General features: G+C 61.5%; 18 protein-coding genes. 16 read left to right on the plus strand and 2 right to left on the minus strand.

What is annotated here, in order from left to right:
- Nucleotides 1-20 precede the first annotated feature (20 nt).
- The 6 genes from ACGJAX_RS04405 to ACGJAX_RS04430 all read left to right on the plus strand — a co-directional run bounded on the left by ACGJAX_RS04405 (nt 21) and on the right by ACGJAX_RS04430 (nt 5,032).
- Nucleotides 21-920 carry an energy transducer TonB gene (locus tag ACGJAX_RS04405; protein WP_247254450.1) on the plus strand — a complete coding sequence of 300 codons (900 nt, stop codon included), beginning with the start codon at nt 21-23 and terminating at the stop codon, nt 918-920.
- 204 nt (nt 921-1,124) lie between these two features.
- Nucleotides 1,125-1,697 carry a YqgE/AlgH family protein gene (locus ACGJAX_RS04410; protein ID WP_090326075.1) on the plus strand — a complete coding sequence of 191 codons (573 nt, stop codon included), beginning with the start codon at nt 1,125-1,127 and terminating at the stop codon, nt 1,695-1,697.
- Nucleotides 1,697-2,134: a Holliday junction resolvase RuvX gene (gene ruvX / locus ACGJAX_RS04415; RefSeq protein WP_090326077.1), complete on the plus strand. Its 438-nt coding sequence runs from the start codon at nt 1,697-1,699 to the stop codon at nt 2,132-2,134. The genes ACGJAX_RS04410 and ruvX overlap by 1 nt, the downstream gene beginning before the upstream one ends.
- A gap of 94 nt (nt 2,135-2,228) precedes the next feature.
- Nucleotides 2,229-2,732 (plus strand): bifunctional pyr operon transcriptional regulator/uracil phosphoribosyltransferase PyrR, encoded by a 504-nt coding sequence (gene pyrR, locus ACGJAX_RS04420; RefSeq protein WP_090326079.1) that lies wholly within the window; start codon nt 2,229-2,231, stop codon nt 2,730-2,732.
- A gap of 27 nt (nt 2,733-2,759) precedes the next feature.
- The gene (locus ACGJAX_RS04425) at nt 2,760-3,764 is read left to right on the plus strand and encodes an aspartate carbamoyltransferase catalytic subunit (protein WP_007939362.1); all 1,005 of its coding nucleotides are present in this window, start codon (nt 2,760-2,762) and stop codon (nt 3,762-3,764) included.
- Complete coding sequence (locus ACGJAX_RS04430; protein WP_248914474.1) at nt 3,761-5,032, plus strand: dihydroorotase; 1,272 nt, start codon at nt 3,761-3,763, stop codon at nt 5,030-5,032. The genes ACGJAX_RS04425 and ACGJAX_RS04430 overlap by 4 nt, the downstream gene beginning before the upstream one ends.
- 100 nt (nt 5,033-5,132) lie before the next feature.
- On the opposite strand, the gene ACGJAX_RS04435 is transcribed toward ACGJAX_RS04430, so the two are convergent.
- Nucleotides 5,133-5,552, minus strand: coding sequence for a TM2 domain-containing protein (locus ACGJAX_RS04435; RefSeq protein WP_090326084.1), 420 nt, complete (start codon nt 5,550-5,552; stop codon nt 5,133-5,135).
- Between the two features lie 250 nt (nt 5,553-5,802).
- On the opposite strand from ACGJAX_RS04435, the gene ACGJAX_RS04440 reads away from it, so the two are divergent.
- Entirely contained in the window at nt 5,803-6,423 is a 621-nt protein-coding gene (locus ACGJAX_RS04440) for an NlpC/P60 family protein (protein WP_390957550.1), read from the plus strand.
- Between the two features lie 142 nt (nt 6,424-6,565).
- Here the strand turns inward: ACGJAX_RS04440 and ACGJAX_RS04445 are convergent, their stop codons facing one another.
- The gene (locus ACGJAX_RS04445) at nt 6,566-7,600 is read right to left on the minus strand and encodes a type IV pilus twitching motility protein PilT (protein WP_247254447.1); all 1,035 of its coding nucleotides are present in this window, start codon (nt 7,598-7,600) and stop codon (nt 6,566-6,568) included.
- 57 nt (nt 7,601-7,657) lie between these two features.
- On the opposite strand from ACGJAX_RS04445, the gene ACGJAX_RS04450 reads away from it, so the two are divergent.
- From ACGJAX_RS04450 to ACGJAX_RS04490, 9 genes are all read left to right on the plus strand, one after another.
- Entirely contained in the window at nt 7,658-8,344 is a 687-nt protein-coding gene (locus tag ACGJAX_RS04450; RefSeq protein ID WP_090326092.1) for a YggS family pyridoxal phosphate-dependent enzyme, read from the plus strand.
- Between the two features lie 34 nt (nt 8,345-8,378).
- Nucleotides 8,379-9,197, plus strand: coding sequence for a pyrroline-5-carboxylate reductase (gene proC / locus ACGJAX_RS04455; RefSeq protein WP_390957552.1), 819 nt, complete (start codon nt 8,379-8,381; stop codon nt 9,195-9,197).
- A 24-nt stretch (nt 9,198-9,221) separates the two neighbouring features.
- Entirely contained in the window at nt 9,222-9,809 is a 588-nt protein-coding gene (locus tag ACGJAX_RS04460) for a YggT family protein (protein ID WP_090326098.1), read from the plus strand.
- A gap of 183 nt (nt 9,810-9,992) precedes the next feature.
- Nucleotides 9,993-11,132 (plus strand): homoserine O-acetyltransferase, encoded by a 1,140-nt coding sequence (locus ACGJAX_RS04465; protein WP_090326101.1) that lies wholly within the window; start codon nt 9,993-9,995, stop codon nt 11,130-11,132.
- A 7-nt stretch (nt 11,133-11,139) separates the two neighbouring features.
- Complete coding sequence (gene metW / locus ACGJAX_RS04470; RefSeq protein ID WP_390957555.1) at nt 11,140-11,760, plus strand: methionine biosynthesis protein MetW; 621 nt, start codon at nt 11,140-11,142, stop codon at nt 11,758-11,760.
- A gap of 26 nt (nt 11,761-11,786) precedes the next feature.
- Complete coding sequence (locus ACGJAX_RS04475) at nt 11,787-12,221, plus strand: DUF4426 domain-containing protein (protein WP_090326107.1); 435 nt, start codon at nt 11,787-11,789, stop codon at nt 12,219-12,221.
- Nucleotides 12,218-12,814 (plus strand): RdgB/HAM1 family non-canonical purine NTP pyrophosphatase, encoded by a 597-nt coding sequence (gene rdgB, locus ACGJAX_RS04480; protein ID WP_390957557.1) that lies wholly within the window; start codon nt 12,218-12,220, stop codon nt 12,812-12,814. The genes ACGJAX_RS04475 and rdgB overlap by 4 nt, the downstream gene beginning before the upstream one ends.
- Nucleotides 12,811-14,016, plus strand: a complete 1,206-nt coding sequence (hemW, locus tag ACGJAX_RS04485) for a radical SAM family heme chaperone HemW (protein ID WP_247254444.1) — start codon at nt 12,811-12,813, stop codon at nt 14,014-14,016. The genes rdgB and hemW overlap by 4 nt, the downstream gene beginning before the upstream one ends.
- A gap of 9 nt (nt 14,017-14,025) precedes the next feature.
- Nucleotides 14,026-14,349: a DUF3392 domain-containing protein gene (locus tag ACGJAX_RS04490; protein ID WP_056853986.1), complete on the plus strand. Its 324-nt coding sequence runs from the start codon at nt 14,026-14,028 to the stop codon at nt 14,347-14,349.
- The last annotated feature ends 83 nt before the right edge of the window (nt 14,350-14,432 follow it).

The raw sequence follows: 14,432 nt of genomic DNA on the forward strand, positions 1-14,432 counted from the left end.
GCGATGTTGGTTTCCTTGTCATGACACTCCCGTCCGATCTGCCCGCCGAACTCGCCCACCGTGGCGTGCGCCCGGCCGATCGCCTCGGTTTTACCCTGTTTCTCGCGGCGCTGATTCACCTGGCCTTGCTGCTGGGTGTCGGCTTCACGATGGTCGAGCCCCAGCAGATCAGCAAAACCCTGGAAATCACCCTCGCCACTTTCAAAAGCGAAAAGAAGCCTGAGAAAGCTGATTTCCTCGCCCAGGAAAACCAGCAAGGCAGCGGCACCCTGGATAAAAAGGCCATTCCCAAGACCACCGAGGTCGCGCCGTTCCAGGACAACAAGGTGCAGAAAGTCACGCCACCGCCGGCGGCCAAGCCTGAAGTGCGGGACGCTCCGCCCAAGGCTGCCGTGACCACCGTCGCGCCGAAGCCGAAAAAAACCGCCGCCAAGACCGAAGAGCCCAAAACCGACATCAAACCCGCGGTCGCCGCGCCAACGTTTGACACCGAACAGTTATCCAGCGACATCGCCAGCCTGGAAGCGGAACTGGCCAACGAACAACAGTTGTACGCCAAGCGCCCGCGCATCCATCGCCTGAGCGCCGCCTCGACCATGAAAGACAAGGGCGCCTGGTACAAGGACGAATGGCGCAAGAAGGTCGAGCGCATCGGCAACCTCAATTACCCCGACGAAGCCCGGCGCAAGCAGATTTACGGCAATTTGCGCCTGATGGTGTCGATCAACCGGGACGGTTCGCTGTATGAGGTGCTGGTGCTGGAGTCTTCCGGGCAACCGTTGCTCGATCAGGCGGCCCAGCGCATCGTGCGGCTGGCCGCGCCCTTTGCTCCGTTTACCGGGGATCTATCGGATATTGACCGCCTGGAAATCATTCGCACCTGGAAATTTGCCCGCGGCGATCGCCTCTCAAGCAACTGATACCAACCCAAATCCCCCTGCAGGAGCGAGCTTGCTCGCGATAAACCTGAGAGCACCGCGTAGTATCAACCTTGCGGCGTTATCGTTGACGACCATCGCGAGCAGGCTCGCTCCTACAGGGATTGCGTCGCCAACAGCAATTTGCGGCATTTCCTGCGCATCCCCAGCTTGTCAGTTCGCCCCTCCAACGCCACACTAGCGCTCATGAAAAACGTCAGCCCCAGCTACCTCAAGCACCACTTCCTGATCGCCATGCCACACATGGTCGACCCGAACTTTGCGCACACCTTGACCTACATCGTCGAGCACACGGCCAATGGTGCCATGGGGCTGGTGGTCAACCGTCCGCAGGACCTGAACCTGGCCGATATCCTCGAGCAATTGCGCCCGGATATCGAACCTCCTGCACTCTGCCAGCACGTGCCGATTTTCATCGGCGGCCCGGTGCAGACCGATCGCGGGTTTGTCCTGCATCCCTCGGGGCAGCGCTATCAGGCGACCGTTGATCTGGAAGGCGATTTATCCCTGTCGACCTCCCAGGACGTGCTGTTCGCCATCGCCGATGGCGTCGGCCCGGCGAAAAGCCTGATCGCCCTCGGGTATGCCGGTTGGGAAGCCGGGCAACTGGAAGCCGAACTGGCGCAGAACGCCTGGCTGACCTGCCCGTTCGACGCTGACGTCCTGTTCAACACCAGCAGTGAATTGCGCCTGGAAGCGGCCGCCAAACATCTGGGCGTCAACCTCAGCCTGCTCACCAGCCAGGCGGGGCACGCCTGATGGCCCTGCGGCTGATCCTGGGATTCGACTACGGCACCAAACAGATCGGCGTTGCGGTAGGCCAGGTGATTACCGGCCAGGCCCGCGAACTGTGCACCCTGAAAGCGCAGAACGGCATTCCCGACTGGGATCAGGTCGAAGCCCTGATCAAGGAATGGAAGCCCGACGCCGTGGTGGTCGGCCTGCCGTTGAACATGGACGGCACGCCCAGCGAGATGTGCGCCCGCGCGGAAAAGTTCGCCCGCCGCCTGAACGGTCGTTTCAATCTGCCCTTCTATACCCACGACGAACGCCTGACCACGTTCGAAGCCAAAGGCGAACGACGTGATCGTGGCGGCCAGAAAGGCAGTTACCGCGATAACCCGGTCGATGCCATCGCCGCCGCCCTGTTGCTGCAAGGCTGGCTCGACGAAAACAGCGCATTGTTCGAATCCTGATGCACCTAACCCTGAAGAGTCGCCACGCGCCTCTTTTAGCTACAACCCGAGCCAACCCAAGCACAACCCGACTCGGGCCCAAGAAGGAGCAACCATGAGCCTGCCCAATCCCACCGAACTGATCAGCCAGATGGCGATCCGTCTCAAGGCACACCTGGAACACCGTGGCATCAGCGAACCGCGTTTCATCGGTATTCGTACCGGCGGCGTCTGGGTCGCCCAGGCCCTGCTCAAAGAGCTGGGCAGCCATGAACCTCTCGGCACGCTCGACGTTTCCTTCTACCGCGACGACTTCAGCCAGAACGGCCTGCACCCGCAAGTGCGTCCGTCTGCCCTGCCGTTCGAAATCGAAGGCCAGCACCTGGTGCTGATCGACGACGTACTGATGAGCGGCCGGACCATCCGCGCGGCCATGAACGAACTCTTCGACTACGGGCGTCCGGCCAGTGTGACGCTGGTCTGCCTGCTGGACCTGGACGCCGGCGAGCTGCCGATCCGCCCGAACGTGGTCGGTGCGACGCTGTCACTCGCCGCCCACGAGCGCGTGAAGCTGTCCGGCCCGGAGCTCAAGCTCGAAGTGCAAGACCTCGCCCTTTAATTCGCCCTATTGAGAGTCCCCCTTGCGATGACGCCTCTAGAAACCAAGCGCCCGCTGCAGCTCAATGATCAGGGCCAGCTGCGCCACTTCCTCTCGCTCGACGGTTTGCGCCGCGAGCTGCTGACGGAAATCCTCGACACCGCCGACTCGTTCCTCGAAGTCGGCGCCCGGGCGGTGAAGAAAGTCCCGCTGCTGCGCGGCAAGACCGTGTGCAACGTGTTCTTCGAGAACTCCACCCGCACCCGCACCACCTTCGAACTGGCGGCCCAGCGCCTGTCGGCTGACGTGATCACTTTGAACGTGTCCACCTCGTCGGCGAGCAAGGGTGAAACCCTGCTCGACACCTTGCGCAACCTGGAAGCCATGGCGGCCGACATGTTCGTCGTGCGTCACGGTGACTCCGGCGCCGCACACTTCATCGCCGAGCATGTCTGCCCGCAAGTGGCGATCATCAACGGCGGCGACGGCCGTCACGCCCACCCGACCCAGGGCATGCTCGACATGCTTACCATCCGCCGGCACAAGGGCGGCTTCGAGAACCTCTCGGTGGCCATCGTCGGTGACATCCTGCACTCGCGGGTGGCGCGCTCGAACATGCTCGCGCTGAAGACCCTGGGCTGCCCCGATATCCGCGTAATCGCCCCGAAAACCCTGCTGCCGATCGGTATCGAGCAATACGGCGTGAAGGTCTACACCGACATGACCGAAGGCCTGAAAGACGTCGACGTGGTGATCATGTTGCGCCTGCAGCGCGAACGCATGACCGGCGGCCTGTTGCCGAGCGAAGGCGAGTTCTACCGCCTCTTCGGCCTGACCACCGCGCGCCTGGCCGGCGCCAAGCCCGATGCCATCGTGATGCACCCGGGGCCGATCAACCGTGGCGTGGAGATTGAGTCGGCGGTGGCCGACGGCCCGCACTCGGTGATCCTCAATCAGGTGACCTACGGCATCGCCATTCGTATGGCCGTGCTGTCCATGGCCATGAGCGGGCAGACAGCCCAGCGCCAATTCGAGCAGGAGAACGCCCAGTGAAGCTCAGCATTCTCGGCGCCCGCGTGATCGATCCAGCCAGCGGCCTGGATCAAGTAACCGATATCCACATTGAAGCCTGCAAGATCGTCGCCATTGGCGCCGCACCGGCCGGTTTTGTCGCCGTCGACACCCTCGACGCCAAAGGCCTGGTGGCCGCCCCTGGCCTGGTTGACCTCAACGTTGCCCTGCGCGAGCCGGGCTACAGCCGTAAAGGCTCGATCGTCAGCGAAACCCGCGCAGCCGCGGCCGGTGGCGTGACCAGCCTGTGCTGCCCGCCAAAAACCAAACCGGTACTGGACACCTCGGCGGTGGCCGAACTGATCCTCGACCGCGCCCGCGAGGCCGGCAACACCAAAGTCTTCCCGATCGGCGCCCTGAGCAAAGGCCTGGACGGCGAACAGCTGGCAGAGCTGGTCGCGCTGCGCGATGCCGGCTGCGTAGCCTTCGGCAACGGCCTGGAGAGCTTCCGCAATACCCGTACCCTGTGCCGGGCACTGGAGTACGCGGCAACCTTCGACCTGACGGTGATTTTCAACTCCCAGGACCATGATCTGGCCGAGGGTGGTTTGGCCCACGAAGGCCCGACCGCCAGCTTCCTCGGCTTGCCGGGTATTCCGGAAACCGCCGAGACCGTGGCCCTGGCCCGGGACCTGTTGCTGGTCGAGCAAACCGGCGTGCGCGCGCACTTCAGCCAACTCACCAGCGCTCGCGGTGTGGCCCTGATCGCCCAGGCCCAGGCCCGCGGCCTGAAGGTTACGGCGGATGTCGCCCTGTACCAGCTGATCCTGACGGACGAAGCGCTGATCGACTTCAATAGCCTGTATCACGTCCAGCCTCCGCTCCGTACCCGCGCCGACCGCGAGGGCCTGCGCGCGGCAGTGAAGTCGGGCGTGGTTTCGGCGATTTCCAGCCACCACCAACCCCACGAGCGCGATGCCAAGCTGGCGCCGTTCGGTGCCACCGAGCCCGGCATCAGCAGCGTCGAACTGCTGCTGCCATTGGCGATGACACTGGTGGAAGACGGTTTGCTGGACTTGCCGACCCTGCTGGCGCGCCTTGGCGCCGGTCCTGCCGAGGCCTTGCGCCTGCCGGCGGGCAAACTGGCGGTGGGTGGTGCGGCGGATATCGTGCTGTTCGACCCCGCGGCCTCGACCGTGGCCGGGGAAACCTGGCTGTCCAAAGGCGAGAACTGCCCGTTCATCGGGCACAGCCTGCCGGGCCTGGTGCGTTACACCCTGGTGGATGGACGGATCAGTCACCAGGCGTAAGACCTGTGGCGAGGGAGCTTGCTCCCGCCAGGGCGCGCAGCGGCCTCAAGATGGGCCTGCTGCGCAGTCCAGCGGGAGCAAGCTCCCTCGCCACAATTAATCAGCGGTTCTGCGCATTACGCAGCGAAACCTGATCATTCAGCGTCCAGAAGTCATACAGCACTCCCACGAAGAACAGCCCACCCGTCAGCAGGTAGATCAAGCCGCTGATCCATTTCCCCTGATACATCCGGTGCACACCGAACACCCCGAGAAACGTCAGCAGAATCCAGGCAACGTTGTATTCGATCGGTCCGGCGTTGAACCGAAGATCCGCTTCACGGTCCATGGACGGGATCAGAAACAGGTCGATCAACCAGCCAATCCCCAGCAAACCAAAAGTGAAGAACCAGATCGTCCCCGTGACCGGCTTGCCGTAATAAAAGCGGTGAGCGCCGGTGAAACCGAAAATCCACAGCAGATAACCGATCACTTTGCTGTGAGTATCTTGATGGGGAACAGGTTGTTGATAGGTGTTCATGGATGACCTCGATTCACGCGATAGATAAATATTCTTGAATTCTTTGTGACTTTTTTACGAGCACCCGACGTATGGCAAATGGTACGTTGTCTCCCGTCAAAGCCTTGTAGCACCTGACTTCTGTCCGACAATTGCGTCTTTTTGCCGCTTATTTGGTTCCGTTGACCCCCAGGTTGAATCGACCAACGGCCTCGGAAGGGACAAAAAAGCTGTTATAAAGTTGCGCGCTAACCCATACGAGCCCTGCCTAATGCATCCATTTATAAAGACATGGCTAACCATTTGCCTATTATTGCCACTGGCCGCCCACGCCACCAATCGTGAGCAACGTCTTCCGAACGTTAATGGTTACACCCCGAAATCCCATGCTTCTGCTCCTTCGAACAAAAGCAAAAAGTCAGTCAAACACGCTCAACACCTGGCCAGCAAAAAAAGTGGCCTGGTTCCGCCGATGGCGAACAAGGAAAGCAGCAACGTGCTGAGCCGCGCGGTCAACGTCCTCGGTACACCGTATCGTTGGGGCGGCAGCAGCCCGAGCAAAGGCTTCGACTGCAGCGGCCTGGTGAAATACGCGTTCAACGACGCCACGTTTGACCTGCCACGCACCTCCAATGCCATGGCCAGCGGTCACGGCCAGAAGGTCGATCGCAACGACTTGAAGCCGGGCGACCTGATTTTCTTCAACATCAAGAGTCGTCGAGTCAATCACGTTGCCATCTACCTGGGCAACGACCGCTTCATCCACGCACCGCGTCGTGGCAAGTCGGTGACCATCGACACACTGAAGAAGCCGTACTGGGAAAACCACTACGCCGTTGCAAAACGGGTTCTGCCAAAAGAACCTCATCAGATGCGGGTTGTTCAGCGCTGATTTGAAAACGCCTGCCTCCCGAGGCAGGCATTTGTGGCGAGGGAGCTTGCTCCCGCCGGGCCGCGAAGCGACCCCAAAAAGCGCGAGCGCTACGCACTCGAGCGGGAGCAAGCTCCCCTCGCCACAAAGCTGTACCAGCCCCTCAGAAATTATCCGGCGACCGCGCCTTCTCCCGCGCATGGTCGCGAGTGACCAGGCCCTTGGTCACCAGGTCCTTCAGGCTCATGTCCAGCGTCTGCATGCCCAGCGACCCTCCTGCCTGAATCGATGAATACATCTGCGCCACCTTGTCTTCGCGGATCAGGTTTCGGATCGCCGACGTGCCGAGCATGATCTCGTGGGCGGCTGTACGCCCGCCGCCGATCTTCTTGACCAGGGTTTGGGAAACCACTGCCAGCAACGATTCGGACAGCATCGAACGCACCATCGACTTTTCATCCCCCGGAAACACGTCGATGATCCGGTCAATGGTCTTCGCCGCCGAGGTGGTGTGCATCGTGCCGAACACCAGATGACCGGTTTCGGCGGCGGTCAGCGCCAGGCGAATGGTTTCCAGGTCGCGCATCTCGCCGACCAGAATGACATCCGGGTCTTCGCGCAGGGCCGAACGCAAGGCCGTGGCAAAGCTGCGGGTATCACGATGGACCTCACGCTGATTGATCAGGCATTTGCGCGATTCGTGGACGAACTCGACAGGGTCTTCAATAGTGAGGATATGGTGGTGGCGATGATTGTTCAGATAATCGATCATCGCCGCCAGCGTCGTGGACTTGCCGGAGCCGGTCGGGCCGGTCACCAGCACCAGGCCACGGGGAGCGTCGGTCATTTTGCGAAACACATCACCCATGCCCAACTCCTCCATGCTCAAGACCCTGGAGGGAATGGTGCGAAACACGGCGCCAGCACCGCGGCTCTGGTTGAACGCGTTGACCCTAAAACGTGCCACGCCGGGCAATTCAAAGGAAAAGTCGGTTTCCAGGTGCTTCTCGAAGTCCACCCGCTGGGTGTCGTTCATGATGTCGTAGATCAGCGCCTGCACTTCCTTGTGGTCCAGAGGCGGCAGGTTGATGCGCCGCACATCGCCATCAACCCGAATCATCGGTGGCAGGCCCGCGGACAGGTGCAGGTCGGATGCTCCTTGTTTGGCGCTGAACGCCAGCAGCTCAGTGATATCCATAGCACTCCTCAATTCCAGTAGAATGCCGCCAACCTCAGACCCGCTGGCGCCTCTTGAATGTCCACGATAGCAGACAACATTGAACTGGTTAGTTCGCGCATCCGCGCCGCCGCCCTCGCCGCCAACCGTGACGAACACAGCGTCCAGCTGCTGGCCGTGAGCAAGACCAAACCGGCACAAGCCCTGCGCGACGCCTATGCCGCCGGCTTGCGCGACTTTGGCGAAAACTACCTGCAGGAAGCCCTGGGCAAGCAGCTCGAATTGGCTGACCTGCCCTTGATCTGGCACTTCATCGGCCCCATTCAATCGAACAAGACTCGCGCAATCGCCGAGCACTTCGCTTGGGTGCATTCCGTGGATCGCCTGAAAATTGCACAACGCTTGTCCGAACAACGACCTGCCGATTTGCCACCGTTGAACATCTGCATCCAGGTCAATGTCAGCGGTGAGGCCAGTAAATCCGGCTGCACCCCGGCCGACCTGCCGGCCCTGGCCAATGCCATCAGTGCCCTGCCACGCCTCAAGTTGCGCGGATTGATGGCGATTCCCGAGCCGACCGAAGATCGCGCCGCCCAGGATGCCGCCTTTGCTGCCGTGCAGAACCTGCAAGCCAGCCTCAATCTGCCGCTCGACACACTTTCCATGGGCATGAGCCACGATCTCGAATCGGCCATCGCTCAGGGCGCCACCTGGGTCCGCATTGGTACGGCCCTGTTTGGCGCTCGCGACTATTCACAGCCTTGATCCATGGCTTACACACTTTTGATAAGGACCTGACATGAGCAAGACGCGTATCGCCTTTATCGGTGCCGGTAACATGGCCGCCAGTCTGATTGGCGGCCTGCGGGCCAAAGGCCTGGACGCCACGCAGATCCGCGCCAGTGACCCGGGTGAAGAAACCCGCGCCCGGGTAAGCGCCGAACACGGCATCGAAACCTTTGCCGACAACGCACAGGCCATCGACGGTGCCGACGTGATCGTGCTGGCGGTCAAGCCTCAAGCGATGAAAACGGTCTGCGAAGCGATCCGTCCAAGCCTGAAGCCTGGGCAACTGGTGGTTTCCATTGCCGCCGGCATCACCTGCGCCAGCATGAACAACTGGCTCGGCGCCCAGCCGATCGTGCGTTGCATGCCCAACACCCCGGCGCTGCTGCGTCAGGGCGTGAGCGGCTTGTTCGCCACGCCTCAGGTCAGCGCCGAACAGCGTCAGCAAGCGCAAGAGCTGCTATCGGCCGTCGGGATTGCCTTGTGGCTGGAGCAGGAGCAGCAACTGGATGCGGTCACCGCCGTTTCCGGCTCGGGCCCTGCCTACTTCTTCCTGCTGATCGAAGCCATGACCGCTGCGGGCGTGAAACTCGGCCTGCCAGCCGACATCGCCGCTCAATTGACCCTGCAAACCGCATTGGGCGCCGCTCACATGGCGGTGTCCAGCGACGTCGACGCGGCTGAACTGCGTCGTCGCGTGACCTCGCCTGCGGGCACCACGGAAGCGGCGATCAAATCGTTCCAGGCTGGCGGCTTCGAAGCGCTGGTCGAAAAAGCACTGGGCGCCGCCGCGCACCGTTCGGCCGAAATGGCTGAGCAACTCGGTCGCTAATCCGCTCTCACAAAGGAATCAATGATGCTCGGACTCAATGACGCTGCCATTTTTGTGATTCAAACCCTGGGCAGCCTGTATCTGCTGGTCGTGCTGTTGCGCTTTATCCTGCAACTGGTGCGGGCAAACTTCTACAACCCGCTCTGCCAGTTCGCCGTGAAGGCCACCCAACCGTTGCTCAAGCCACTGCGCCGGGTCATCCCGAGCATGTTCGGGCTGGACATGTCGTCTTTGGTGTTGGCGCTGATCGTGCAGATGGTGCTGTTCGCCGTCATCCTGCTGCTCAGCGGTTATAAGGTCGACGTGCTGTTCCTGGTGCCATGGGCCTTGATCGGCATCTTCGCGCTGTTTTTGAAGATCCTGTTCTGGGCGATGATCATCAGTGTGATCCTGTCCTGGGTCGCTCCAGGCAGCCATAACCCCGGCGCAGAACTGGTCCAGCAGATCACCGAACCGGTACTTGCCCCCTTCCGCCGGATCATTCCGAACCTGGGCGGCCTCGACATCTCGCCCATCTTCGCCTTTATCGCGCTGCAATTGCTGCAAAGCTGGCTGATTCCGCGCCTGGCTTACTATGCGCTGATGCCTAAGGAATTATTCGGTTTGATCTAAACCGCTTCATCGTTCATCGCGCGCAGGCTCGCTCTCACATTGGAATGCGTTTCCCCTGTGGGGGCGAGCCTGCTCGCGAATGAAGCGCCTCGGTACAACTGAATGAAATCAGGCCCGCCCTTTGCTTGCCGCTAACCCCACCGGTCTTTAGACTTACGCCTCATTTCAATGAGAGCAGGGTCGATGCCAGCTGCCTTCCCCCCCGATTCTGTTGGTCTGGTGACGCCGCAAGTGGCGCACTTCAGCGAACCCCTGGCGTTGGCCTGCGGTCGTTCGCTACCAGCCTATGACTTGATTTACGAAACCTATGGCACGCTGAACGCCACGGCGAGCAACGCCGTGCTGATCTGCCACGCCTTGTCCGGACACCACCACGCGGCCGGCTATCACAGCCCTGACGACCGCAAACCCGGTTGGTGGGACAGCTGCATCGGCCCCGGCAAGCCCATCGACACCAACAAATTCTTCGTGGTCAGCCTGAACAACCTCGGCGGCTGCAACGGCTCCACCGGCCCGAGCAGCATCAACCCGGAGAGCGGCAAGCCGTTTGGTGCCGACTTCCCGGTGCTGACCGTGGAAGACTGGGTGCACAGCCAGGCGCGCCTCGCCGACTTGCTTGGCATCGGCCAATGGGCGGCCGTCATCGGCGGCAGCCTGGGCGGCATGCAGGCCCTGCAGTGGACCATCACGTACCCGGACCGCGTACGGCACTGCCTGGCCATCGCCTCGGCACCGAAGCTGTCGGCGCAGAACATTGCCTTCAACGAAGTGGCACGTCAGGCGATCCTCACCGACCCGGAATTCCACGGCGGTTCGTTCCAGGAATTTGGCGTGATCCCCAAGCGCGGCCTGATGCTGGCACGGATGGTCGGGCACATCACGTATCTGTCCGACGATTCCATGGGCGAGAAATTCGGTCGCGGCCTGAAAAGCGAGAAGCTCAACTACGACTTCCACAGCGTCGAGTTCCAGGTCGAAAGCTACCTGCGCTACCAGGGGGAAGAGTTCTCCGGACGGTTCGACGCCAACACTTACCTGCTGATGACCAAGGCCCTGGACTACTTCGATCCGGCCGCCAATTTCGACGATGACCTGGCCAAGACCTTCGCCGGCGCCACCGCCAAGTTCTGTGTGATGTCGTTCACCACCGACTGGCGCTTCTCCCCTGCCCGTTCCCGGGAACTGGTGGACGCACTGATGGCCGCGCGCAAGGACGTCTGCTACCTGGAAATCGACGCGCCGCAGGGCCACGACGCCTTCCTGATTCCGATCCCGCGTTACTTGCAGGCGTTCGGCAATTACATGAACCGCATTACGTTGTGAGATAGCCATGAGAGCTGATCTGGAAATCATCCAGGAATGGATCCCCGCCGGTAGCCGCGTGCTCGACCTGGGTTGCGGCGATGGCGAGTTGCTGAGCTGGCTGCGTGATAACAAGCAGGTCACCGGTTATGGCCTGGAAAACGACGCCGACAACATCGCCGAATGCATGGCCAAGGGCATCAACGTCATCGAACAGGACCTGGACAAGGGCCTGGGCAACTTTGCCAGCAACAGCTTCGACATCGTGGTCATGACCCAGGCGCTGCAGGCGGTGCATTACCCGGACAAGATCCTCGACGAAATGCTGCGGGTCGGACGTCAGTGCATCATCACCTTCCCCAACTTCGGTCACTGGCGCTGCCGCTGGTACCTGGCCAGCAAGGGGCGGATGCCGGTTTCCGAGTTTCTGCCATACACCTGGTACAACACGCCAAACATCCACTTTTGCACTTTCGAGGACTTTGAAGCCTTGTGTCGCGAACGTGAAGCCAAGGTCATTGATCGGCTTGCCGTGGATCAACAGCATCGGCACGGGTGGGCCAGTAAGCTATGGCCTAATCTGTTAGGTGAGATCGGTATCTACCGCGTCAGCAGCCCGGGGCTTGCGGACCACAAGGTCGCGGTCTGAATCACCACATTTCGAGGAGAACGATCATGGGTCGTCTAGCGCTGTTTCTACTCACCGCCTGCCTGAGCGTCACGGCCATGGCCGCCGACGTCATCAAAAGCGAGCGCCAGGAAACCTTTGGCGACGTGACGGTGCACTACAACACCTTCAATTCCACCTACCTGACGCCGGACATCGCCAAATCGGCCGAGCTCATTCGCAGCAAGAATCAGGGCGTGATCAATATTTCGGTGCTCAAGGACGGTAAACCGCTGATGGCGCAAGTCACCGGCACGGTCAAAGACCTGACCAGCCAGAGCGTGCCACTGAGCTTTAAACAGATCACCGAGCAGGGCGCCATTTATTACATCGCTCAGTACCCTGTGCCTCAACAGGAAACCCGCACCTTCGAGATCAAGGTGCAGACCGGTGACAAAATCAACACCATCAATTTCAACCAAGAGCTCTTCCCCGGCGAATGATCAACTTCACGCAACTCGTACTGGCCAGCCACAACGCCGGCAAACTCAAGGAACTCCAGGCCATGCTCGGCGACTCGGTGCAACTGCGCTCGATCGGCGAGTTCAGCCAGGTCGAGCCTGAAGAAACCGGCCTGTCGTTCGTCGAGAACGCGATTCTCAAGGCCCGCAACGCCGCGCGCATTTCCGGCCTGCCGGCGCTGGCTGACGATTCCGGGTTGGCGGTGGACTTCCTCGGCGGTGCGCCGGGCATCTACTCGGCGCGCTATGCCGACGGCAAGGGCGATGCGGCGAACAACGCCAAATTGCTGGACGTCCTCAAGGACGTGCCCGAGGCCGAGCGCGGCGCACAGTTCGTCTGCGTGCTGGCCCTGGTGCGACATGCCGAAGACCCGCTGCCGATTCTCTGCGAGGGCCTGTGGCACGGTCGCATCCTGACGGAGGCCAGTGGGGAACACGGCTTTGGCTACGACCCGCTGTTCTGGGTGCCGGAGCGCGATTGCTCCAGCGCCGAGCTGAGCCCGGGCGACAAGAACCAGATCAGCCACCGCGCCCGTGCAATGGATCTGCTGCGCCAGCGTCTGGGCCTGAAATGACCCACGACCGCTCCGCGTCGCCGCTGATCTTCGGCGGTGCCGCGCAATCGCCTCGGGCGGCCCTGCCGGTCCTGCCGCCCTTGGCGCTGTACATCCACATCCCGTGGTGTGTGCGCAAATGCCCTTACTGCGACTTCAACTCCCATACCGCCAGCCCGGTGCTGCCGGAAGAGGAGTATGTCGATGCGTTGCTGGCCGACCTCGATCAGGACCTGCACGCTGTCTATGGTCGCGAGTTGACCTCGATTTTCTTCGGTGGCGGCACGCCGAGCCTGTTCAGCGCCGCCGCGCTGGGCCGACTGCTCAAAGGCGTTGAACAGCGCATCCCCTTTGCCCACGACATCGAAATCACCCTGGAAGCCAACCCCGGCACGTTCGAGCAAGAGAAATTCGTCGCCTACAGGGCGCTCGGCATCAATCGCCTGTCGATCGGCATCCAGAGCTTCCAGCAAGCAAAGCTCGAGGCGCTGGGGCGGATTCACAACGGCGACGAAGCGGTGCGAGCCGCTGGCATGGCGCGTCAGGCCGGGTTCGATAACTTCAACCTGGACCTGATGCACGGCCTGCCGGATCAGTCACTGGAGGACGCCCTGAGCGACCTGCGCCAGGCCATCGCCCTGAAGCCGACCCACCTTTCCTGGTATCAGCTGACCCTGGAACCGAACACCGTGTTCTGGAACCAGCCGCCGACGCTGCCGGAAGACGACACGTTGTGGGACATTCAGGAAGCCGGCCAGGCACTGCTGGCCGAACACGGTTACGCGCAGTACGAGGTCTCGGCCTACGCCCAACCGGGCCGCCCGGCACGGCATAACCTCAATTACTGGAGTTTCGGCGACTTCATTGGCATTGGTGCCGGCGCCCACGGCAAGCTCAGCCATCCGGACGGGCGCATCGTGCGAACCTGGAAGACTCGCCTGCCGAAGGACTACCTCAACCCGGCCAAAAGCTTCCAGGCGGGCGAGAAAGCCCTGACCAACGACGAGATGCCGTTCGAGTTCCTGATGAATGCCCTGCGCCTGACCGAAGGGGTCGAATCGCGCCTGTATCCGGAACGCACCGGCCTGCCCCTGGAAAGCCTGGCCGAAGCGCGTCGCGAAGCCGAACAAAGTGGCCTGTTGCAGGTCGAACCGACACGTCTGGCGGCTACCGAGCGCGGACAGCTATTCCTCAACGACTTGCTGCAAAAGTTTCTGACATAAGGAAATCGAATGGATCTGGTACTCGACCTGCTCGCCACCGTTTCTCGCTGGAGCCGCAGCAATCTCTCGGAAATCGCCCTGGCCCTGGTGGGCTGTCTGCTGGTGCTGTTTGGCGCGGACTTCAAAGGCTGGGTCGAGCAACGCCTGGGCAGCATTGCTGGCGCCTTGCGCGTACCGTTGATGGCATTGCTGTGCATGGTGGGCAGCGGCGCCGCGCTGATCTACGCCACGCCGTGGATCGTTCGCGGCTTGAGCCAATTCAACAACTACAGCCTGGCGCCGGTGTTGCTGGTGGTGCTGGTGCTCATCGGCGTCGTGGCTGACCGCCGCTGACTTTCGGCTGTACATAAAACAACTGTGGGAGCGAGCCTGCTCGCGATGAGGGGCTGACATTTAACATCTTCGTCGACTGTCAG

Source organism: Pseudomonas moorei, from assembly GCF_042846945.1.
GTDB classification, from domain to species: domain Bacteria; phylum Pseudomonadota; class Gammaproteobacteria; order Pseudomonadales; family Pseudomonadaceae; genus Aquipseudomonas; species Aquipseudomonas moorei.